This window comes from Pseudohongiella nitratireducens, from assembly GCF_001642735.1.
GTDB lineage: Bacteria > Pseudomonadota > Gammaproteobacteria > Pseudomonadales > Pseudohongiellaceae > Pseudohongiella > Pseudohongiella nitratireducens.
On sequence record NZ_LWHM01000032.1, the window covers coordinates 15110 to 35919 of the forward strand.

18 protein-coding genes are annotated in these 20810 nt (G+C 50.8%); 8 read left to right on the plus strand and 10 right to left on the minus strand.

Annotation, left to right across the window (positions count from 1 at the left end):
* Positions 1–9: 9 nt before the first annotated feature.
* From PSCS_RS11760 to glyQ, 4 genes are read right to left on the minus strand one after another with little or no spacing between them, the layout of a single operon-like run.
* Positions 10–720, minus strand: a complete 711-nt coding sequence (locus PSCS_RS11760) for a lysophospholipid acyltransferase family protein (protein WP_068812308.1) — start codon at positions 718–720, stop codon at positions 10–12.
* Positions 720–1280, minus strand: coding sequence for a D-glycero-beta-D-manno-heptose 1,7-bisphosphate 7-phosphatase (gene gmhB / locus PSCS_RS11765; protein ID WP_068812309.1), 561 nt, complete (start codon positions 1278–1280; stop codon positions 720–722). Before gmhB ends, PSCS_RS11760 begins: the two co-directional genes overlap by 1 nt.
* Positions 1281–1316: 36 nt before the next feature.
* Positions 1317–3404: a glycine--tRNA ligase subunit beta gene (glyS, locus tag PSCS_RS11770; RefSeq protein ID WP_068812310.1), complete on the minus strand. Its 2088-nt coding sequence runs from the start codon at positions 3402–3404 to the stop codon at positions 1317–1319.
* A gap of 21 nt (positions 3405–3425) precedes the next feature.
* On the minus strand, positions 3426–4370 hold the full coding sequence (gene glyQ / locus PSCS_RS11775; protein ID WP_068812438.1) for a glycine--tRNA ligase subunit alpha: 945 nt from the start codon (positions 4368–4370) through the stop codon (positions 3426–3428).
* Between the two features lie 112 nt (positions 4371–4482).
* Between glyQ and PSCS_RS11780 the strand changes: the two genes are divergently transcribed.
* Complete coding sequence (locus PSCS_RS11780; RefSeq protein ID WP_267890022.1) at positions 4483–5391, plus strand: lysophospholipid acyltransferase family protein; 909 nt, start codon at positions 4483–4485, stop codon at positions 5389–5391.
* An 81-nt stretch (positions 5392–5472) separates the two neighbouring features.
* On the opposite strand, the gene PSCS_RS11785 is transcribed toward PSCS_RS11780, so the two are convergent.
* The 5 genes from PSCS_RS11785 to def are packed head-to-tail and all read right to left on the minus strand — an operon-like array spanning position 5473 to position 11175.
* Positions 5473–6924 carry a TrkH family potassium uptake protein gene (locus PSCS_RS11785; RefSeq protein ID WP_068812312.1) on the minus strand — a complete coding sequence of 484 codons (1452 nt, stop codon included), beginning with the start codon at positions 6922–6924 and terminating at the stop codon, positions 5473–5475.
* 24 nt (positions 6925–6948) lie between these two features.
* Positions 6949–8322, minus strand: coding sequence for a Trk system potassium transporter TrkA (trkA, locus tag PSCS_RS11790; protein ID WP_068812313.1), 1374 nt, complete (start codon positions 8320–8322; stop codon positions 6949–6951).
* Between the two features lie 34 nt (positions 8323–8356).
* A complete protein-coding gene (rsmB, locus tag PSCS_RS11795) occupies positions 8357–9688 on the minus strand; it encodes a 16S rRNA (cytosine(967)-C(5))-methyltransferase RsmB (RefSeq protein ID WP_068812314.1) in 1332 nt (443 codons plus the stop codon).
* Positions 9685–10662 (minus strand): methionyl-tRNA formyltransferase, encoded by a 978-nt coding sequence (gene fmt, locus PSCS_RS11800; protein WP_068812315.1) that lies wholly within the window; start codon positions 10660–10662, stop codon positions 9685–9687. The genes rsmB and fmt overlap by 4 nt, the downstream gene beginning before the upstream one ends.
* On the minus strand, positions 10663–11175 hold the full coding sequence (def, locus tag PSCS_RS11805) for a peptide deformylase (RefSeq protein WP_068812316.1): 513 nt from the start codon (positions 11173–11175) through the stop codon (positions 10663–10665).
* Positions 11176–11382: 207 nt separating this feature from the next.
* On the opposite strand from def, the gene dprA reads away from it, so the two are divergent.
* The 4 genes from dprA to aroE are packed head-to-tail and all read left to right on the plus strand — an operon-like array spanning position 11383 to position 14986.
* The gene (gene dprA, locus PSCS_RS11810; RefSeq protein WP_158662877.1) at positions 11383–12570 is read left to right on the plus strand and encodes a DNA-processing protein DprA; all 1188 of its coding nucleotides are present in this window, start codon (positions 11383–11385) and stop codon (positions 12568–12570) included.
* A 56-nt stretch (positions 12571–12626) separates the two neighbouring features.
* A complete protein-coding gene (locus PSCS_RS11815) occupies positions 12627–13196 on the plus strand; it encodes an L-threonylcarbamoyladenylate synthase (protein ID WP_068812317.1) in 570 nt (189 codons plus the stop codon).
* Between the two features lie 4 nt (positions 13197–13200).
* A complete protein-coding gene (gene hemF / locus PSCS_RS11820) occupies positions 13201–14112 on the plus strand; it encodes an oxygen-dependent coproporphyrinogen oxidase (protein ID WP_068812318.1) in 912 nt (303 codons plus the stop codon).
* A 22-nt stretch (positions 14113–14134) separates the two neighbouring features.
* Positions 14135–14986, plus strand: a complete 852-nt coding sequence (gene aroE, locus PSCS_RS11825; RefSeq protein ID WP_068812319.1) for a shikimate dehydrogenase — start codon at positions 14135–14137, stop codon at positions 14984–14986.
* On the opposite strand, the gene PSCS_RS11830 is transcribed toward aroE, so the two are convergent.
* The gene (locus tag PSCS_RS11830; protein ID WP_068812320.1) at positions 14968–15501 is read right to left on the minus strand and encodes a gamma carbonic anhydrase family protein; all 534 of its coding nucleotides are present in this window, start codon (positions 15499–15501) and stop codon (positions 14968–14970) included. The two genes, aroE and PSCS_RS11830, sit on opposite strands and share 19 nt — an antisense overlap.
* Before the next feature lie 121 nt (positions 15502–15622).
* Here PSCS_RS11830 and PSCS_RS11835 point away from each other — a divergent pair, with 121 nt between their 5' ends.
* The 3 genes from PSCS_RS11835 to ctaD all read left to right on the plus strand — a co-directional run bounded on the left by PSCS_RS11835 (position 15623) and on the right by ctaD (position 20808).
* Entirely contained in the window at positions 15623–17692 is a 2070-nt protein-coding gene (locus PSCS_RS11835) for a M3 family metallopeptidase (protein WP_068812321.1), read from the plus strand.
* 354 nt (positions 17693–18046) lie between these two features.
* The gene (coxB, locus tag PSCS_RS11840; RefSeq protein ID WP_068812322.1) at positions 18047–19195 is read left to right on the plus strand and encodes a cytochrome c oxidase subunit II; all 1149 of its coding nucleotides are present in this window, start codon (positions 18047–18049) and stop codon (positions 19193–19195) included.
* A 5-nt stretch (positions 19196–19200) separates the two neighbouring features.
* The gene (gene ctaD, locus PSCS_RS11845; RefSeq protein ID WP_068812323.1) at positions 19201–20808 is read left to right on the plus strand and encodes a cytochrome c oxidase subunit I; all 1608 of its coding nucleotides are present in this window, start codon (positions 19201–19203) and stop codon (positions 20806–20808) included.
* The last annotated feature ends 2 nt before the right edge of the window (positions 20809–20810 follow it).

Consider the following 20810-nt stretch of genomic DNA (forward strand, 5'->3'; position numbering starts at 1 on the left):
TAATAGTATTTACTCAATACCCACAGCTGACTTGTTCTCTTCTATCCAGTTCTGAAATTCTGCAGCCAACTCTTTTGAGTGTTTACCAGCCGTAGGCATTGGTTTCCCGATGATAACGGTAATCTTACCCGGTGTTTTGTGCCCTTGCCTGGCAGGCCAGCAATTACCCGCATTGTGTAATATAGGCAGAATATCTGTTTCAGTTGCTGCAGCTAATTGTGCGCCGCCACGAGAAAACTTACCTAGTTTACCAGCTGAGGCTCTGGTGCCTTCTGGGAAAACCAGAATAGAAATCCCTTTGGAAAGTCGGTCAGCACCTTGTAATAGTAAGGACTTACCAGCCTCGCGAGGCTTGCTACGATCAATTGCAATGGGTTTTTGCAAACGAAGTGCCCACCCCCAGAACGGTATGGAAAGAAGTTCTTTTTTCAGAATTGGGCAAACAGGAGTGAGCAATTGATAGAGAAAAATAGTTTCCCAGGTACTTTGGTGGTTACTTAAGGCAATAACAGGCTTGTCAGGAATGTTTTCCAGCCCGATGATTTCGTAGCTGACGCCACAAGTGATTCTCAACCACCAAACAACCAGGCGGCACCATAGCGCGTATAAATAAAAGCGTCTTTTTGCCGGTAGCATCCAGAACAGGAGGATTACCAAGCTTGAAATGATAAAGGTAAGAAAAGCATACCCTACGGAAAATAAAGCAGAACGGATACGCATTAGTGTGCTTCCCTGTCAGCCAGTAAACTATCAGTAAAATCAGATAAAGATACATACACTGGTGTATTTAAAAGTTGCTCAGGAAGGCCGGAAGCAATAGTGCGATTGCCCTTGCCTGTCTTTACCAATACTGGGAGACATCCTGCAGCAGTGGCAGCCTGTAAGTCTCTTAAACTGTCCCCAATGAAATGACAACCCTGGACAGAAAGTGATAACTCACCTTCAGCCCTTGTTAGTAGCCCGGGTAAGGGCTTACGGCAAGTGCAGCCGTCATCTGGTCCGTGAGGGCAGTAGAAGAATGCGGTAATCTCTCCCCCGGCCAACTCAACCTGCTCGGTGATGTATTGATGGATACGAGCAAGAGCAAATTCGTCGAACAAACCCCGAGCCAGGCCGGACTGATTCGTAGCAACGATGACGGTATAACCTGCCTGGCTGAGCCTTGCAATCGCATCCACACTGCCTGGAATCAGGAAGCACTCTTCTACACTTTTGATATATGCATCAGAGTCCTCATTGATGACACCGTCTCTGTCCAGAATGACAAGCTTGTCCGTCATGAAGAATAAGGCCTTACTACAGTTAACCTGGATACTTTAGCTTTGGTGCAGGCTTGAAATGTCAGCACCGCGCAAGAATAACGATCGTAATTCAGACAGCATACTTAATCGGTTTTGGCGGACTTGTTCATTATCAGCCATCACCATGACATTATCGAAGAAAGAGTCTACCTCAGGTCGAAGCACTGCCAGTGACTCCATTGCTGCAGTGTAATTGCGATTTTCGAACAGCGCTGAAGTCTGCTCACGTACTTCGCAGATGCGGTGCCAAAGTGCCTTTTCAGCTTCTTCCTCAAACAGCGAGGTAACAACCGCCGATTGCTCGAAAGCGTCAGCTTTTTGCAATATATTGGACACACGCTTATTAGCAGCGGCAAGCGCCTCACTTTCTGGCAAATTGACGAAACGTTTAACAGCTTCAATGCGCATGGCGAAATCCATTGGACTGCCTGGTTGCAGGAGATAAACCGCTTGAAAGACTTCTGAGGACACCCCTTCTGCCTGATACCAGGCTCTGAAGCGATCGAGCAGGAAACTGAATACTTGTGATGCAGTATCGTCTGTAATTTTTAACCCTTGCTGTTGATACAGTGCCAGGCTGCTATTGATAGCATCGTTGAGGTCAAGATCGAGGTTTTTTTCAACCAGTATTCTTAGAATGCCAAGAGCTGAGCGACGCAGAGCAAATGGGTCCTTGGAGCCGCTGGGAGGCTGACCAATAGCAAACATACCGGTCATGGTATCGAGTTTTTCTGCGACAGCCAGTATGGAACCAGTCAGCGTGTCAGGTAGTGCATCTCCTGAGAAACGAGGCAGGTACTGTTCGTTAATCGCCCTGGCTACTTCATCAGCTTCGCCATCATGGCTGGCATAATAATACCCCATGATTCCCTGTAGCTCTGGAAACTCCGCAACCATGTGAGTGACCAGATCACACTTCGCCAGCAAAGCAGCCCTTTCGCAATTATCACGGTCAGCATTTAGCTTTTCTGCCAGTTTGACTGAAAGCTGTGCAACACGACGAGACTTATCAGCTACCGTGCCTAACTGTTGCTGGAAGACAATCTTTTCGAGTTGCTCAATACGAGATGAGAGTGGTGTCTTGCGATCAGACTCGTAAAAGAAAGCGGCGTCTGCCAGCCGAGGGCGAATCACCCTTTCATTACCAGCGATGACCTGGGCAGGATCCTGGCTTTCGAGGTTGGCTACAGCAACAAAGTACGGCATGAGCTGGCCGTTGTTGTCGGTTATGTAGAACGTCTTTTGGTGACTCTTCATGGAAGAAATGAGAGCTTCAGCCGGAACGTTCAGAAAGTGATCATCAAAGCGCCCGGTCAGCGCCACAGGCCACTCAACCATACTGGTGACTTCATCCAGCAAATCGCTGTCCATAAAGACATTACCAGAAACGGTTTTGCCTTGAGCTTCAACCTGGGATGAGACAACCTCTTTTCTGCGTTGATAGTTAGCGATCACATAGCCTTCGGTTTCCAGCATACGCTCATAATCTGCAGGTGTGGCAATATCCAGCTGCTGGCTGCCATGAAAACGGTGTCCCCAACTGGTTCGTCCACTGCGCACACCGTAGAGTTCGGCGTCAATAACCTGTTGCCCAAATAACATCACCAGCCAGTAGACAGGCCGCACAAACTCGTCACGTGTGCTGCCCCAACGCATTTTGCGGGGAATTGGCAGCTTGTTTAAAGAACTGGCAATGATGTCAGGCAATAACGCCTCTGTATTTGAACCCGGCTGAACACTTTTATAGAACAGCTTCTCTACGCCTTTGTTGTCTGCGCGATCGAGCTCATCTACGGAAACACCACATGACTTGGCAAAGCCATTGGCGGCGGGAGTTGGTTGACCATCGTTATCAAATGCCGCTTTGACCGCAGGTCCCCACCGTTCCTGGTGAATATCGTCCTGCTGAACGTCAAGGCCGGAAATTAAAATGGCCAGGCGGCGTGGGCTGGCGAATGACTGGATTTGTTGATAGGACAGGCCTGCTTTGCCAAGACCGGCTTCAACGCCTGACTGAAACGCCTCAGACAGGGATTTGAGTGCTTTTGGCGGGAGTTCCGCACAACCCAGTTCTACTAAAAAATCTTCGCTATGTTTACTCATGATCGCATTCTTCAATGGAGTTTATTGGCTGTCCAGGACAGCTTTGCGCAGGTCTTCAGGTGCAAGCGGAAAGCCCAGTTTGCGCCGGCTCTCGTAATAAGCCTCGGCCACTTCCCGAGATAGCGTGCGCACACGCAGGATAAATCGCTGACGCTCAGTGACTGATATAGCCTGTCTCGCATCAAGCAGGTTAAAGTAATGAGACGCTTTCAGCACCTGCTCGTAAGCCGGTAAAGCGAGGCCGCTTTCAATAAGTTGATTGCAGGCGCGTTCACACTCATCAAAGCTCAGAAAAAGCGCCTCTGTGTTGGCGTGCTCAAAATTATAGGCCGACATCTCTACTTCATTCTGATGGAACACATCGCCGTAAGTGACAACGCCGTCCGGCCCTTCTGCCCAGATCAGGTCATAAATGCTGTCGACACCCTGCAGGTACATGGCGATACGTTCAAGGCCGTAGGTAATTTCACCGCTGACCGGAAAGCACTCAAGGCCACCAACCTGCTGGAAATAAGTGAACTGAGTGACCTCCATGCCATTGAGCCACACTTCCCAGCCCAGGCCCCAGGCACCCAGCGTTGGGGATTCCCAGTTGTCTTCGACAAAACGGATATCATGAATCTGTGGATCCACGCCCAGATGTTTCAGTGAGTCGATGTACAACTCCTGAATGTTATCCGGGGAAGGCTTCAGTATGACCTGAAACTGGTAGTAGTGCTGCAGCCGGTTCGGGTTTTCGCCATAGCGACCATCAGTCGGACGCCGGCTTGGCTGAACGTAGGCTGTGCGCCATGATTCGGGGCCAATAGCCCTGAGAAAAGTTGCTGGATGAAAAGTACCAGCACCAACCTCCAGGTCCAGCGGCTGTAATACCACACAACCCTGGTCAGCCCAGAAACGCTGCAGTGCCAGAATCAGTCCCTGAAAAGTTTTTACGTCGGCTTTGGCCGAATTTTGCGCGGACACGTTCAACCCCAATGATAGTCACTGAAAAGGCGCAATTATGCGGGATTAGGCAGTCAATATCCACTGCGCTAGAATAGCTGACTGCCACGAAACCAATATCGGAGTACTTGCTATCAATACCGTTAAATCCTGGCTCATCAAATCCTTCCTGAAACTGCTCTCTCTATTGCCGTTAGCAGCTGTGCATAAAATGGCGTCGGCGATCGGTGAGTTATTAAACGTCCTGCCCATTGCAACCAGGAAGGTGACTGAAACCAACTTGCAGCGAGCCATGCCAGAGCTTGATGAGATAACGAGAAAAGAACTGGTAAAAAGCAGCCTGTGTGAAACGATCAAGGCAGGGCTGGAACTGGGACACATGTGGTATGCAAGCCTGGAGAGTGTAACGGGCCGGATTAGAACCGTCCACGGGTTTGAACTGGTTGAAAATGCCAAGGCCTCCGGCAAAGGGATTATCTATGCAGCTCCCCACCTGGGCAGTTGGGAACTGCTGGGTATATACCTGTCGACTTTGGGGCCCATGACGACTCTCTACAAACCAGCAAAAATCGATGGCTTGAATGAGTTGATTGCTCACTCACGTGCCAAAGGTGGTGCGAAGTTAGTACCAACAAATCGGCAAGGTGTTGTAAAGCTGACGAAGGCGTTAAAACAGGGAGAGTCGACCGGTATTCTGCCTGACCAGCAACCAAAGCGGGATGGCGGTGTATTTGCTGACTTTTTTGGTGTGCCAGCGTTTACTATGACACTGTTGCCTAAACTGGCAGCAAGAACGGGTGCGGTGGTTTTATTGGCTTATGCGGAGCGGCTCCCGGGTAACCAGGGTTTTGATGTGCATTTCCGGGAGGCGGATCCGGATGTCTACTCAGAAAATTCAGAAGTTGCTGCAGCTGGACTTAACCGCTCTGTTGAAGCCTGTGTCCGGCAAATCCCGGCGCAATATCAGTGGGAGTATAAGCGTTTTAGAAAGCGCCCTGACAGTGAAGCCCCAGAAGGGAAGTCGCAGCCATTCTATCAATGAGAGCATGGTAAAATTGACGTCAGGCAACGGTGAATGAGTTTCAGCAATGAGATGAAGCTGATGGTTTCAACATGCAGGAAATTATCGGCGCCAGAACATAGGCATCAGCAATACCAGCAGCGTAAAGATTTCCAGCCGACCCAGCAACATGGCGAGACACAATACCCATTTGGCCGGATCTGCCAGGTCTCCATAGTTAGCTGCTACCCCTTCCAGGCCAGGTCCCAGGTTATTCAGGCAGGCACCGACGGCACTAAATGCAGTGACAACATCAATGTCCATCGCTAATAACACGATGAGCAGCGCGAGATACACCAGTACGTAGACAGCAAAGAATCCCCATACAGATTCAATAATCCTGTCTGGCACCAGATCTCTGCCGAGTTTGACGGAAATGATAGCGTTTGGGTGGATCAGACGTTTGACCTCACGAAAGCCCTGCTTGATGATCAGCAGTATGCGGATGACTTTCATGCCGCCACCGGTTGACCCAGCACAGGCACCGATAATGGAAGAGTAGATCAGCAGGTATGGCAGAGCCAGGGGCCAACTATCAAAATTCGCGGTAGCGTAACCCGTCGTGGTTGCCACAGATACAGTTTGGAACAGGCCATGCACGAGCGAGTCCTTGGCATTGTATGTATCTGTGAAATACAGCACCAGGATGGTAAAGGCGGCTACCAGGCCAAGGATGCCCGTATAAAAACGAGTCTCCGGGTCTTTGAGATACTGGATGAAACTGCGCCGCTGCCAGGCAGTAAAGTGCAAAGCAAAGTTGATGCCGGCAACAAACATAAACAACACAGCAATCATGTTGATAACGTCACTATTAAAGTAAGCCATGCTGCTGTCGTGCGTGGAGAATCCACCAATAGCCACCGTAGTGAAGCTATGGCAAATGGCATCAAACAAGCTCATGCCAGCTGCCCAATAGGCAAGTGCACAGGCTACGGTTAATCCAAGATAAATGTACCAGAGCGCTTTAGCGGTTTCTTTCAAGCGTGGAACCAGGTTGTCATTCTTAACTGGACCCGGGCTTTCCGCTCTGTAAAGCTGCATACCACCAATACCCAGCATTGGTAAAACGGCAACGGCTAATGCCACGATACCCATGCCTCCCAGCCACTGTAATTGCTGGCGGTAAAAAAGAATGGATTTAGGCAGATCATCAAGGCCGGTAATAACAGTTGCACCGGTGGTAGTCAGGCCGGAAAAAGATTCAAATATTGCGTCGGTCAGGTCCAGTGGTACATCGGGAGATATCCAAAATGGTAAAGCACCGAAGGTGCTAAGAACTGTCCAGAAAAGCGTAACAATCAGGAACCCATCGCGAGTTCGCATTTCCTTATTGGCCCGGCAGGTCATGAGCCACATGGCGAAACCCACCAGAAAAGTAATCAATCCGGCGTATAGAAAGGAAGTGATCTCTCCGTCCCTGTAGATCCAGGACACCAGAACGGAAGGCAGGTTCGCCAAAATGCTGAATAGCATCAACAATACACCAAGGATTTTGGCGACGACCGGCAAATACATAGTTTCCCCGTTACGAATCCGGCATTAGAAAAAGGTGAGTCCGACCGCGAAAAGCCTTTCAACATCCGCGATACGTTTCTTGTCAGTTAAAAACAGAATGACATGATCTTCGGGTTCGATAACGATATCGTCATGAGCAATCAGGACTTCTTCATTTCGCACAATTGCACCAATGGTTGTACCAGGGGGAAGGTCGATATCTTCTAGTGCACGGCCAACCACTTTTGATGAGTTACTATCACCGTGTGCAATAGCTTCCAGCGACTCTGCTGCACCACGGCGCAGTGAGTGTACATTAACGATATCACCTCGGCGAATATGAGTTAGCAAGCTGCCAATGGAAGCCTGTTGGGGTGAAATGGCGATATCGATTTCGCCGCCCTGAACCAGGTCCACATAGGCAGGGTTATTGATCAGGCACATCACCTTGCGGGCCCCCAGTCGCTTGGCCAGCATGGAAGACATGATGTTTGCTTCGTCATCATTGGTCAGAGCCAGGAATACATCGGTGTCTTCAATACCCTCTTCCAGTAATAACTGTTTGTCGGAAGAAAAACCCTGCAGCACAATCGCGCGGTTAAGAAACTCGGAAAGGAAAGTGCATCGCTCAGCGTTGGCGTCTATGACTTTAACCTGGTACTTCTTTTCCAGTGCGGCTGCCAGACGAACCCCGATATTGCCGCCGCCGGCAATGATGACCCGTTTGTAGGGCTTATCCATCCGACGAAGCTCGCTCATGACAGCGCGGATGTTTTTCGGGGCAGCAATAAAAAAGACCTCATCGTCGGCTTCAATCACGGTTGAGCCTTCAGGAGTAATGGCACGGTTACGTCGAAAAATCGCCGCGACCCGGGCATCAACATTAGGCATATGCTCACGCAGGAAGCGGATTTCCTGACCGACCAGTGGACCTCCATAGTAGGCGCGGACACCGACCAGTTGAGCATTGCCATCAGCAAAGTCCAATACTTGCAAGGAGCCAGGCAACTCAATCAGACGGTGAATATAATTGGAGACCAGTAGCTCGGGACTGATGACGACATCCAGAGGTATCGCTTCCGGGCGAAACAGATCCTCCTGGTTTATATAGGAGGAAGAGCGCAGTCGGCATATTTTCTTCGGGGTTTTGAATACGGAGAATGCAATCTGGCAGGCCATCATGTTGACCTCATCATTCTCGGTAACAGCGATGATCATGTCAGCATCTTCGGCCCCTGCGGCGCGAAGGACATCAGGGTGGGATGGCCAGCCCTGTGCTATACCAATGTCGAGCCGGTCTTTCAGTTCTCGAAGTGCATCGCCGTCAGGGTCAACCAGCGTGATGTCAGTAGCTTCATTGGTCAGGTTCTCAGCAAGAGAAGCACTAACCTGATTACAACCTAGAATGATGATCTTCATTTAGAGCGTCCGGCTCCTCTGCATTTCAGGCAGATTAGAGTGTCGAGTCTGGCTTTTCAAGCACCATGTAATAAAATCCATCACTGCCCTGAGGGTATGGCAGTAGTTGTAACCCGTGAGTACTGGCGATGGCATTATCAGGCTTTAGCAATATCGGTACTGTTTGTGCTTCCGGGTATTCTTGTAAAAACTGCCCAATCAGCCCCGAGTTTTCGGCAGGTAAAATGGAGCATGTGCTATAAACAAGTCGCCCACCGGGTGAGAGAAGTTCCCAGGCAGTGCGCAGTAATCTTAACTGCAAGAGGTTGAGCCGGGTAATATCTTCCGGCTTGCGAAGTATTTTAATATCAGGCTGTCTGCGAATAACCCCGGTGGCTGAGCAAGGTGCGTCCAGCATGATACGGTCGAAGGTCTCACCATCCCACCATTTGTCGATATTGGTAGCGTCACTGCAGTGCAACGTAATGTCGTTAAACGACAGGCGGGCAAGTGTATCCTTTAGTTTAAGTAGGCGCTTACTATCAGACTCAATTGCCACAACCCGGGAAAGCGCTGGCCCCGACTCCAGACAGCTGGCGAGTTTGCCACCAGGTGCTGAACAAAGGTCAAGTAAGCTATCACCTTCTTGTAAGTCGAGCAGTACTGACACCAGCTGGGAAGCCTCATCCTGGACACTGACCATGCCCTCATTAAATCCGGGCAGTGTTTCAACGTCACAGGGTGAATCAAGATAAACACTATAGGGTGTAAACAAGCCGGGCCGGGCAGAAATCTGTGTAGATGCAAGTTTATCCAGATAAGCAGAACGTGATACCTGCTGTGCATTAACACGTAGTGTCATGGCTGCACGTTCATTGCTGTTGATAAAAACTTCCGGGCTATGGCCTGGCCATGACTCTTTAAAAGCGGCAATCATCCATTCGGGAAAACTTTGCACCTGCATTGTCTTTGAGAGCTCAATGCTGGCATTAGCGGAGAGCTGTTCCTGGTACTTACGCAACACGCCATTGATTAAACCTTTAGCCCAGTGTTTTTTCAGCGTTTGGGCAGCGGCGACGGTTTCGTTGATAACCGCATACTCAGCCAGACGCATGAAGCGAAGCTGGTACAAACCTATAATTAACAGGGCGTGAATGTCACGGTCCTTGCGGCGCAGTGGTTTGTCGAGAAGCTCATTCAGCTCCCTGCGCAAATAGTGATACCAACGGGCACTGCCAAAACACAGTTCACGATACAGAGGCAGGGCTTCAATGCTGTTATCGTTGCCCTGATTGCCAGTGTTAATGGCACTGGCAAGCGAGCCTTGTTCGTTCAGCAAAGAGGTTAGTGTATTAGCTGCGCGGGCACGAATCAGCGCCGGGTTCATGCGAGGTTTGAAAACTGTTTGCCAGGTTCAAACGCTTGCTGGCGAGCATTGAGCACATCATGAACAGACATGGCGTTTTTACCGGGTAGCTGCAGTTGTTTAATTCTTAGCAGCCCTTCCCCGCAGGCAACATCAACAGATTCCACTTTTTTCCCGTTTCGGCTGATTGAGATGATGGTGCCTGGTTCAATATTATTTTCAGGCGCGTCTTGTTCACAGACGGCAGCTAGCACTCGAATCCGCAAGTCGTCCATAAACGTATAGGCGGGGTTGCGTCCTATGCTGGCACGGATCTGACGATCAATGATCGCACTGGGGTCAGCCCAGTTAATGGCTGCTTCCTGTTTATCCAGTTTTCGTGCGTATGTGCTGAGTTCGTCATTCTGTTCGCGAGCCTGAGATTTAAGTAAATCCAGGTTTGCCAGTGTGTACAGCAGTGATTCCTGACCCAGGTGCAGAAGTTTGGCTTCGAGTGTTTCACGGTTGTCGTTTGGGGTGATGGGGGTCGCTTTGGTATAGAGCATATCCCCTGTATCAAGACCCGCGTCCATTTGCATGATTGTTACGCCTGACTCTGTATCTCCCGCCAATATGGCCCTTTCAATTGGAGCTGCACCCCGCCAGCGTGGCAATATGGAGGCATGAACGTTGAGGCAGCCCAGGCGTGGTGTGTCGAGTACTGTCTGGGGAAGAATGAGCCCATAAGCAACCACAATCATCAGATCTGCCTGCCACTCACGGAGCCGGGCCAGCTCTGATTCATCCTTTAAGGAAGCTGGCTGACACACTGGCAAGCCATGGCTTTCTGCCACAGCTTTAACCGGCGTGGGCTTGAGTTTTTTGCCGCGGCCGGTAGCTCGGTCAGGTTGTGTATAAACCGCACAGACCTGATGGCCAGCACTGAGCAGTGCTTCCAGATGCTGAGCCGCAAAATCAGGCGTGCCGGCGAAAATAAGTCGGAGCGAATTTGCCATTTAAGCGGTTGCAGCCATTTTTTGAGCTTTAACAAGTTTGCTGCGTATACGCTGGCGCTTGAGGTTGCTTAGATAATCCACAAACAGCTTGCCATCCAGGTGATCTTTTTCATGCTGAATACAGGTGGCCAGCAAATCATCACAGACAAGTTCGAAAGGCTCACCATCACGGTTCAGAGCTTTGACGCGAACCTGGCTGGGACGGCTGACCGTTTCGTAATAACCGGGTACAGACAGGCAGCCTTCATCATATTCAGCTAACTCGGGATCGAGGACTTCAATCTCAGGGTTGATGAAAACCTGCGGTTCATCCTGGTTCTCACTGATGTCAATCACGATGATTTGCTGATGAACATTGACCTGTGTAGCTGCCAGCCCAATACCAGGTGCAGCATACATGGTCTCGAACATGTCATCGATCAGTTCGCGCAATGCATCATCCACCGTTTCAACCGGTTTGGCGACCGTGCGTAAGCGCGGATCTGGGAACTCAAGTATTTCCAATTTCGCCATGAAGGCCTCCAGGTACTTCGTGTCTCGACAAGCCGCTTTTCAGCAAAGCCGACCGGCTTGTGCCATAACTAGCAAAAGCCCCGGTCTGGCGAAGACACTTCCAACTCAGTTTGATGACCGGATTATAGCACAAAGCTTGCGATGTCTTGGCGCAATGCGGTGTTGGCAGAGAACACAAATCAGGATAGCGGATTATCAGGAATGCCAATGAGCGAGATGCAAAAAGCAGACAAACCGTTTGAAACAAATACCCCACTCACAAAAGATGTGTTGAGAAATTGGTTATGGCCACTGCTTTGCCCTGGTGTAAGTTATCGTCAGTACTGGAAATTACTGTGCCAGCTGGGTTCTCCTGATTTTTTGCAAGACTTGCAAAAAGAAGATGCCGAGAGAATGCAAATTGATGCAGAAATCGTGGCGAGTTTACAGCCTGAAGCAGCGGTGCGTAATGAGCTGGAAGCGGAAATAGAGACGTCATATCGATGGCTGGCCTCTGCCAGCCATCATCATGTGATTCTTGCCGGGGATAACCATTACCCCGAGCTGTTGCGTGAAATAGCAGATCCTCCTCCCCTGTTATTTGCTGCTGGAAATTTATCGGCGCTGAACATGCCTTCTGTTGCCTTGGTCGGAAGTCGGGGCTGCACACCCTACGGGTCAAAAATAACACGCCGACTGGCAATGGAAATCTCTGATGCGGGTTTTGTCATCACCAGTGGCCTGGCTCTTGGTGTTGACTCGGTCGCGCACCGAAGTTGTGTCGATCGAAACAGGCCCACAATTGCTATTCTGGGTAGCGGCCTGGCGAACATTTATCCGGCAGCGAATTTTACCCTGGCAAAACATATCATCGATAAAGGGGGGCTGGTGCTGTCGGAGTTTCCGTTATCGGCCGGTCCGGCAAAATACCGCTTTCCTCAGCGCAATCGCCTCATCAGTGGTTTGAGTCTGGCAACCTGTGTGGTTGAAGCCAGCTTGAGAAGTGGCTCATTAATCACAGCCCGGCTGGCGCTGGAGCAAAACCGTCTGGTGTTTGCTGTGCCGGGTTCTGTTGATAGTCAAAACAGCCGTGGATGTCATCGGCTCTTGCGTGAAGGTGCTGCTGTAGCGGAAAATGCCGCCGACATTAAGGAACCGTTGGCGCCCTTGATCCAGGGCCAGCTCGATTTGTTGCATGATAAACAGCAGGAAAATGAAACAGTACACACCAGTGCAGCCAAGCTGAATGCGCAAGAGGATGAGATAATGCATTGCGTAGAAGCGGGGCCAATAGATACAGATTCGCTGTTGCGAAGTACCGGGCTAACGGTGTCAAAGCTTCAGCAAAACCTGGCCAGGCTGGAACTGAAAGGACTTTTGATTCTTCACAATGGACAATGGTTTCGTCGTGATTGACAGCGAGCCACTGAGCAACGCGGAAGCCGCGGCTCCGGGGAAACTGAGATAGAGAAATGGATAGGTTTAAGGTAAAAAAAGCAGCCCGCGCCATTCGCAGTGGAGGTGTTATTGCCTACCCCACTGAGGCCGTTTGGGGCCTTGGCTGTGACCCCTGGAACGAACAAGCCTGTTCAGATCTGATGCAGGTCAAACAACGTCCATCAGAAAAAGGTATGATCCTGATTGCTGGTTCTATGGCTCAGTTTGGTTCGTTACTGACAACCTTGACGCCGGAAACACAGCAACTGCTCCAGCAGGGGTGGGCCAATAGTAAACAGCAAGGTGCCGTGACTTACCTGGTGCCCGATGAACACAACCTGGTACCTGAATGGATTAAGGGCAGTCATCAACAGGTTGCGATTAGAGTTAGTCATCACTATCTGGTTAAGCGGCTATGTGAAGCGCTTAACATGCCGATCGTGTCGACTTCTGCCAACCTGGCAGGACGCCCGGCGGCTCGATCCAGGTTGCAGGTTGAAAAACACCTGGGCCAGAACATTGATTATATTTTGCCTGGCCGCTTGGGTGGCGCCAGGCAACCATCACGTATTATTGACTTGTTAAGTGGGCTGGTCAGGAGGTAAAAGCATGGCGAACGTGGACGCAAACGCCGTCAAAGAGTATTTGCTCGATCTGCAGAACCGGATCTGCGAGGGGCTGCAAAGAGTGGACGGAAGTGGTGACTTTCACGAAGACGCCTGGCAGCGCGAGCGTGGTGGCAGCGGTATCAGTCGAGTGCTTAGCGACGGTGCCGTGATAGAAAAAGGCGGCGTTAATTTTTCACATGTGTTTGGTGATCAGTTACCCCCGTCTGCCTCAGCCAGCCGGCCAGAGCTGGCAGGGCGCCGCTTTCAGGCCATGGGGGTGTCTCTGGTTATTCATCCGGACAACCCTTTTGCTCCTACCTCACATGCGAATTTCCGCTTCTTTATTGCCGAGTCAGACACAGAGGCGCCGGTCTGGTGGTTTGGTGGTGGCTATGATTTAACCCCCTACTATGGCAATGACGAGGATTGTCGTCACTGGCACCAAACCGCTAAAGCCGCCTGTGATGGCCACGATGCCAGCCTCTATCCGAAGTTCAAAAAAGCCTGTGATGACTATTTTTATTTACCACACCGGAAAGAACCTCGGGGTATCGGCGGGCTTTTCTTCGATGATTTTAATGAGCTGCCTTTTGCAGACAGTTTTGCTTTGGTGCGTGATATTGCGGATAGCTACCTGGATGCCTACATACCGATTCTTCAGGCGAGAAAGGAAGAAAGTTTCACTGAGGCGCAGAAAAAGTTTCAACGTTATCGGCGTGGTCGATATGTCGAATTCAATCTGGTTTATGACCGGGGCACCCTGTTTGGCCTGCAGTCGGGGCTGGGCCGCATCGAGTCCATCCTGATGTCGCTACCGCCTGAAGTGCGCTGGGAATATGACTGGCAACCTGAACCGGGCACTGAGGAAGCGAAGCTCTATGAACATTACCTGGCTGCCAGAGACTGGGTTTAGATTTAATTAGAGGTTCCTCACTATGCACAAAGACCGTTATGCAGTGACTGGCTATCCGGTATCACACAGCCAGTCGCCAATGATTCATGGTCATTTTGCCAGTCAAACCGGAGAAGCGGTTGATTACCAGAAACTGCCTTTGCATCCGGATGAATTTGAGAGTGGGGTAAAGCAATTCTTTAGCCAGGGTGGCAAAGGGTTGAATGTCACGGTGCCGCACAAAGAGTCGGCCTGGCAAATGGCAGCCATCCATGCACCTGCTGCCGAACGTGCTGGCGCAGTGAACACGCTCTATCTCAACCAGGAAGGAGAACTGGTCGGTGACAATACCGATGGCGTTGGGATGGTCAGAGACATAGAGCACAATCATGGCGGTAACCTGAAAGGTGCCAACCTGTTAGTGCTGGGCGCTGGCGGTGCGGTGCGCGGTGTTTTGCCGGTACTGATCGCGGCTCAACCTGCCAGCATTGTTATCGCTAACCGAACGCTGGCACGAGCGGAAGCACTGGCTGAGCTTTTTGCAGACCTCTTCCCCATCACTGTGCTGAGTTACCAGCAACTGGATTCCGCATTCTCGCGTGCACCGGAGTGGATCATAAACGGAACAGCAGCAGGGCTGTCCGGTGAGATGCCTGAGTTGCCAGATACGCTGGTTGATCAGCACACCGCCTGTTATGACATGGTGTATGCACCCGGGGGAACAGTCTTTCAGCGCTGGGCGGAGAGTCTGGGCGCGAACAAATCACTGGACGGCACTGGGATGCTGGTCGAACAGGCTGCTGAATCTTTTCGTATCTGGCGCGGCAAGATGCCGGACACAAAGCCGGTTATTGCCGAACTCCAGAAGGCACTATTTCAGTCCTCCGCTAAATAACGATCTTTCAGCTCCCGGTACTTGTTAGCTGTATAAGCGAAGAACTGCTTCTCTTCATCGCTCAGTTCACGGATCTGTTTTACCGGGGAGCCCATGTACAGGTAACCACTTTGCAGCCGCTTGCCGGGTGGTACCAGGCTGCCACCACCGATAACCACCTCTGATTCGACCACTGCCCCGTCCATAATGGTGCTGCCCATGCCAACCAGTACCCGGTCGTGGACAGTGCAGCCGTGAAGCATCACTTTGTGACCCACCGTGACATCATCGCCGATCAGGCAGGGAAATCCGCCGGGGTTAAATGGCCCGTCGTGGGTGACGTGAAGCACGGAACCGTCCTGAATATTGGTTCTGGCGCCGATACGTATGCGGTGAATGTCACCTCGTATGACCGTTAACGGCCAGACTGAGGCATCTTCTCCCAGAGTCACATCGCCAATAACCACTGCGGTACTGTCAACAAATACACGTTGAGCAATTTTCGGTGATATGTCGCCAAATGGTCTGATATTCATAAATATTTATCTCTTGTTTAGATAACGTCTTCTGTCTTCAATGCTCAGGGCACATTTAGCGGCAGCGCTAAGCAGTGCTATGATGACTGTCTTTGAGCCAGGTTCATGACAGGAGTCAATCATGACGCAGAACGCCAGCAACCCTTTACTACAGTTTGATCGATTACCGGACTTCGGGGCAATACGTGCTGAACATATTCAACCGGCAATTACAGAGGTGTTGGCTGACAACAACGCGCAATTGGACAAGCTTATTGCAGACCTGAATGGCAAATCGCCGGATTGGGAAAACCTCATGGACGGGCTTGATGATATGGAAGACCGCCTGAGCAAAGTGTGGTCTACCGCAAGTCATCTTAATGGTGTCTGCAATACACCGGAAATTCGTGATGCCTATAATGGCTGCCAGCCAATGATTACGGAATATTATGCCGGGTTGGGTCAGAATCGCGCGCTCTTCGAATTGGTCACTCAGTTGTCTGAGCGTGCGGATGAATTGGCGTTGACGCGTTCGCAACGAAAAATTTTGCGGGACATGCTGCTTGAGTTCGAGCTGGCCGGCGTTAGTCTGAGTGCAGAGCAGCAGCCCCGATTCACTGAAATTCAGACCCGCCTGAGCGATCTGTCGAACCGTTTTGGTAATAATGTTCTGGATGCAACAACAGGCTGGTCACACCTTATTAAGAGCGAAGATGAGCTGGCCGGCGTGCCGGCTCTGACGATTCAGGCTGCCAAGGAGGCTGCAGAACGTAAATCTCAGCAGGGCTATTTGTTGACCCTGGATTTCCCCTGTTATTTTGCGGTCATGAGCTATGCCGATAATGCTGCACTGCGGGAAACGATGTATCGGGCATTTACCAGTCGTGCCGCCAATACGGAAGATAGCGCAAAAGATAACTCCGGCATTATTAAAGAAATTCTGGCACTGCGGGAAGAGATGGCTGACATCCTTGGTTACCCGAATTACGCAGCCGTTTCGGTGGCCACTAAAATGGCCAGATCTGTGGCCGACGTGAACCACTTCCTGGATGACCTGATCAAACACAGCCGCCCCGCTGCCGAGAAAGAATTTGCTGAGCTCCAGGCATTTGCCCGGGATGTTCATGCTGTCAGTTCGATTCAGGCCTGGGATGTGCCCTATTACAGTGAAAAACTGAGGAAGCAGGACTTTGACCTGTCGCAGGAAGAGTTGAGGCCCTGGTTTCCCCTGGCCAAGGTACAGCAGGGAATGTTCGCGATTGTCGAGACTTTGTATGGTATTTCCATCGAACGGGATCGGACAGCGTCGGTCTGGCATGAAGATGTCGAGTTCTACAATATTCGCCGTGATGGAGAACTGGTAGCGCGTTTTTACCTGGATCTGTTTACCCGGGAAGGAAAGCGAGGGGGTGCCTGGATGGCAGATTGCCGCAGTCGTCGATTGACAACGACTAACGGACAACCTGTCAGTCAGCAAATTCCGGTGGCTTATCTGGTTTGCAACTTTGCACCCCCGACCAGCGATAAACCTGCCCTGCTGACTCATAATGATGTCACGACGCTGTTTCATGAGTTTGGTCATGGTCTGCACCACATGCTGACTCAGGAGAACTACCTGCGCTGTTCAGGCATTGCCGGTGTAGCCTGGGATGCCGTGGAGCTACCCAGTCAGTTGATGGAAAACTGGTGCTGGGACAATGAGTCGCTGGGTCTGATATCAGGGCACTACGAGACGGGTGAACCATTACCACAGACATTACTGGATAAAATGCAGGCAGCCAAAAACTTCCAGGCCGGCATGAAAAGTGTTCGCCAACTGGAGTTCGCACTGTTTGACTTCCAATTGCACCAAACACAGATTGCTGACAGCCAGCAAGATGTTGTCAGATCCGTCATGCAGGGGGCGAGAGATAAGGCTGCTGTTTACCCGGTGCCGGATGAGAACCGTTTCGAGAACAGCTTTTCGCACATTTTTGCGGGTGGTTATGCGGCAGGTTATTACAGTTATAAGTGGGCAGAAGTGCTTTCGGCAGATGTGTTCAGCCAGTTTCAGGCAAATGGAGTGCTTGATTCAGGCACGGGCCAGGCGTTTCTTGACAAAATATTGTCAAAAGGTGGCGGTGAAGACGCGCTGACACTCTTTGTTGATTTTATGGGTCGCGAGCCTGATATGACTGCATTGCTGCGACAAGACGGTTTGGAAAAGCACTGAAACTAAAGTAAAAATTGATTTATCGCAGAAAATTGCTGATCGGTTAACAGTAGACTGGCAGCGAGCTAGAGGTCCGGTCTGGTGTTTCTCTGAATATCAGGGAGCCAAATAAGGCCGGATTTCATGGTAATTTAATAAAATATTTTTTATAATGCCCGGCGCTTTACATTGCATCCGAAAGTCCTGCCCCAACAAAACCAGCCTTGGTCAGATGCCATCTAAGGGCAGATGGTGAAACTGACAACTTCGGGCTGCGGGTCAATCATATCGCGAGTAATTAAAGCGTCTCATAACAAAAATATAACTCAAACGTTGTAAAAACAGCCTTTTCTTATTATTACGGAGACACGGCGAATGTTGTCCAAAGCAAAGCTGTGGTTAAGCCTTGCCGTCGGCACTCTACTTATGTGGAGCACTGGCGCGCATGCAGCCTGGGAATTGAACATGCCCAGGGGCGTAACCCAAATCAGTCGAGACACCTACGACCTGCATATGACAATTTTCTGGTGGATGATTGCCATCGGAGTAGTTGTATTCGGTGTTCTGTTATGGTCTATCATTAATCATCGCAAATCCAAGGGAGCCAAACCGGCCTCTTTCCACGAAAGCACAAAAGTGGAAATAGTCTGGACACTGATTCCTTTCCTCATTCTGATTGCGATGGCGGTTCCTGCGACCCGCGTTTTGACCGCAGCCTACGATGCTTCTGCATCAGATCTGGACATTCAGATTACGGGTTATCAGTGGCGCTGGGAATATAGTTACCTCCCACAAAGCGCAGATGAAGAAGAAGTCTCCTTCTTCAGCACACTGGCAACCTCCCGTGAAGAAATCAGCAACAGCATGGAAAAAGGTGAAAACTACCTGCTGGAAGTTGATAACCCTCTCGTTATTCCTACCGACCGTAAAGTCCGTTTCCTGATGACCTCAGCGGATGTACTGCACGCCTGGTGGGTGCCTGAATTCGCCGTCAAGAAAGACAACGTACCGGGTTTCATCAACGAATCCTGGGTGATTGTTGAAGAGCCTGGCGTTTACCGCGGCCAATGTGCCGAGCTGTGTGGTATGGACCACGGCTTTATGCCAATTGAAGTTCATGCTTTGGAACCAGCTGAGTACGATGAGTGGTATGCCGAGCAGCAACAGCTGGCACTTGCCGAGCAAGAGCTGGCAAACGCTGAACTGAGCATGGATGATGCCATGGCTCAGGGTGAAGAAATTTACACGGCTAGCTGTATTGCCTGCCACCAGGCTGGTGGCGCCGGTATGCCGCCGGTCTTCCCTGCCCTGGCAGGTAGCGAAAAAGCAACTGGCGATGTCCAGGTCACCATCGACACACTGGTCAATGGGGTTCCGGGCACGGCAATGGCAGCATTTGGCCGCCAATTCAATGCCGTTGAGCTTGCATCCATTATTACTTATGTCCGAAATGCGTTTGGCAATGAAACAGGTGATCTGGTGCAACCCGCTGATGTCAACGCAATCATTGAAGGGGGACAGTAACCGTCATGAGTACGAGCAGCGCTGCACTCGACCATTCACACGATGATCACCATCACGGACCAGCTAAAGGCTTTTCCCGTTGGTTGTTCACGACCAACCACAAAGACATCGGTTCGATGTACCTGTGGTTCAGTTTTGCCATGTTCCTGCTGGGCGGTACCTTCGCTCTGGTAATTCGTGCAGAACTATTCCAGCCAGGCCTGCAGTTTGTAGAGCCTAACTTCTTCAACCAGATGACCACCATGCACGGCTTGGTGATGGTCTTTGGTGCGGTGATGCCAGCCTTTGTCGGTCTGGCTAACTGGATGATTCCATTGATGATCGGCGCGCCGGATATGGCCCTGCCACGTATGAACAACTGGAGCTTCTGGATTCTGCCATTTGCATTCGCATTGATGGTTTCCACTCTGTTCATGGAAGGTGGCGGTCCCAACTTCGGTTGGACATTCTACGCGCCGCTGTCGACAACCTATGCGCCGTCGTCAGTGACTTACTTTATCTTTGCTGTCCATATCATGGGTGCGTCTTCCATTATGGGTGCGATCAACGTTATCGCAACCATTCTGAACATGCGTGCACCGGGTATGACACTGATGAAAATGCCACTGTTCGTCTGGACATGGTTGATCACAGCTTACCTGCTGATCGCGGTGATGCCAGTACTGGCAGGCGTGGTTACCATGATGCTGTTCGACATCCACTTCGGTACCAGCTTCTTTAATGCTGCTGGTGGTGGTGACCCGGTTCTGTTCCAGCACTTGTTCTGGTTCTTCGGTCACCCGGAAGTTTACATCATGATCCTGCCAGCATTTGGTGTGGTTTCTGCGATCATCCCTACATTCGCACGCAAGCGTCTGTTCGGTTATGACTCCATGGTGTATGCAACCGCATCTATCGCATTCCTGTCGTTCATCGTATGGGCGCACCACATGTTTACCGTTGGTATGCCACTGGCTGGCCAGCTGTTCTTCATGTACGCAACCATGCTGATCGCTGTACCAACAGGTGTGAAGGTATTTAACTGGGTTGCCACCATGTTCCGCGGTGCGATGACCTTTGAAACGCCAATGCTGTTCGCCATTGCGTTCGTTGTTCTGTTCACTATTGGTGGCTTCACTGGCGTTATGCTGGCGATGACACCAGTAGACTTCCAGTATCACGATACTTACTTTGTTGTAGCTCACTTCCACTACGTACTGGTGCCAGGCGCTGTCTTCTCTTTGATGGCTGCTGCCTACTACTGGCTGCCTAAGTGGACTGGTTACATGTACGACGAAAACCTGGGCAAACTGCACTTCTGGATGTCCTTTGTTGGCGTCAACCTGCTGTTCTTCCCGCAGCACTTCCTGGGTCTGGCTGGTATGCCTCGCCGTATCCCGGATTACGCGCTGCAGTTCGCTAACTTCAACTGGATTTCCAGTGTTGGTGCATTCCTGTTCGGCTTCTCGCAGTTGATCCTGCTGGTTGTTGTTATCAAATGTATCCGTGGTGGTAAGAAAGCGACTGACCAGGTTTGGGAAGGTGCGGAAGGTCTGGAGTGGACGGTTCCATCGCCGGCGCCATACCATACCTTTGAAACGCCTCCTGATCCCAGCCTGATCAAGGATCAATAAAA

What these genes read in the sequence shown, in the direction of transcription:
- PSCS_RS11760 (WP_068812308.1), bottom strand. Translation starts at nt 720, where the DNA reads ATGCGTATCCGTTCTGCTTTATTTTCCGTAGGGTATGCTTTTCTTACC.
- gmhB (WP_068812309.1), bottom strand. Translation starts at nt 1,280, where the DNA reads ATGACGGACAAGCTTGTCATTCTGGACAGAGACGGTGTCATCAATGAG.
- glyS (WP_068812310.1), bottom strand. Translation starts at nt 3,404, where the DNA reads ATGAGTAAACATAGCGAAGATTTTTTAGTAGAACTGGGTTGTGCGGAA.
- PSCS_RS11785 (WP_068812312.1), bottom strand. Translation starts at nt 6,924, where the DNA reads ATGTATTTGCCGGTCGTCGCCAAAATCCTTGGTGTATTGTTGATGCTA.
- trkA (WP_068812313.1), bottom strand. Translation starts at nt 8,322, where the DNA reads ATGAAGATCATCATTCTAGGTTGTAATCAGGTTAGTGCTTCTCTTGCT.
- rsmB (WP_068812314.1), bottom strand. Translation starts at nt 9,688, where the DNA reads ATGAACCCGGCGCTGATTCGTGCCCGCGCAGCTAATACACTAACCTCT.
- fmt (WP_068812315.1), bottom strand. Translation starts at nt 10,662, where the DNA reads ATGGCAAATTCGCTCCGACTTATTTTCGCCGGCACGCCTGATTTTGCG.
- def (WP_068812316.1), bottom strand. Translation starts at nt 11,175, where the DNA reads ATGGCGAAATTGGAAATACTTGAGTTCCCAGATCCGCGCTTACGCACG.
- dprA (WP_158662877.1), top strand. Translation starts at nt 11,383, where the DNA reads ATGAGCGAGATGCAAAAAGCAGACAAACCGTTTGAAACAAATACCCCA.
- PSCS_RS11815 (WP_068812317.1), top strand. Translation starts at nt 12,627, where the DNA reads ATGGATAGGTTTAAGGTAAAAAAAGCAGCCCGCGCCATTCGCAGTGGA.
- hemF (WP_068812318.1), top strand. Translation starts at nt 13,201, where the DNA reads ATGGCGAACGTGGACGCAAACGCCGTCAAAGAGTATTTGCTCGATCTG.
- aroE (WP_068812319.1), top strand. Translation starts at nt 14,135, where the DNA reads ATGCACAAAGACCGTTATGCAGTGACTGGCTATCCGGTATCACACAGC.
- PSCS_RS11830 (WP_068812320.1), bottom strand. Translation starts at nt 15,501, where the DNA reads ATGAATATCAGACCATTTGGCGACATATCACCGAAAATTGCTCAACGT.
- PSCS_RS11835 (WP_068812321.1), top strand. Translation starts at nt 15,623, where the DNA reads ATGACGCAGAACGCCAGCAACCCTTTACTACAGTTTGATCGATTACCG.
- coxB (WP_068812322.1), top strand. Translation starts at nt 18,047, where the DNA reads ATGTTGTCCAAAGCAAAGCTGTGGTTAAGCCTTGCCGTCGGCACTCTA.
- ctaD (WP_068812323.1), top strand. Translation starts at nt 19,201, where the DNA reads ATGAGTACGAGCAGCGCTGCACTCGACCATTCACACGATGATCACCAT.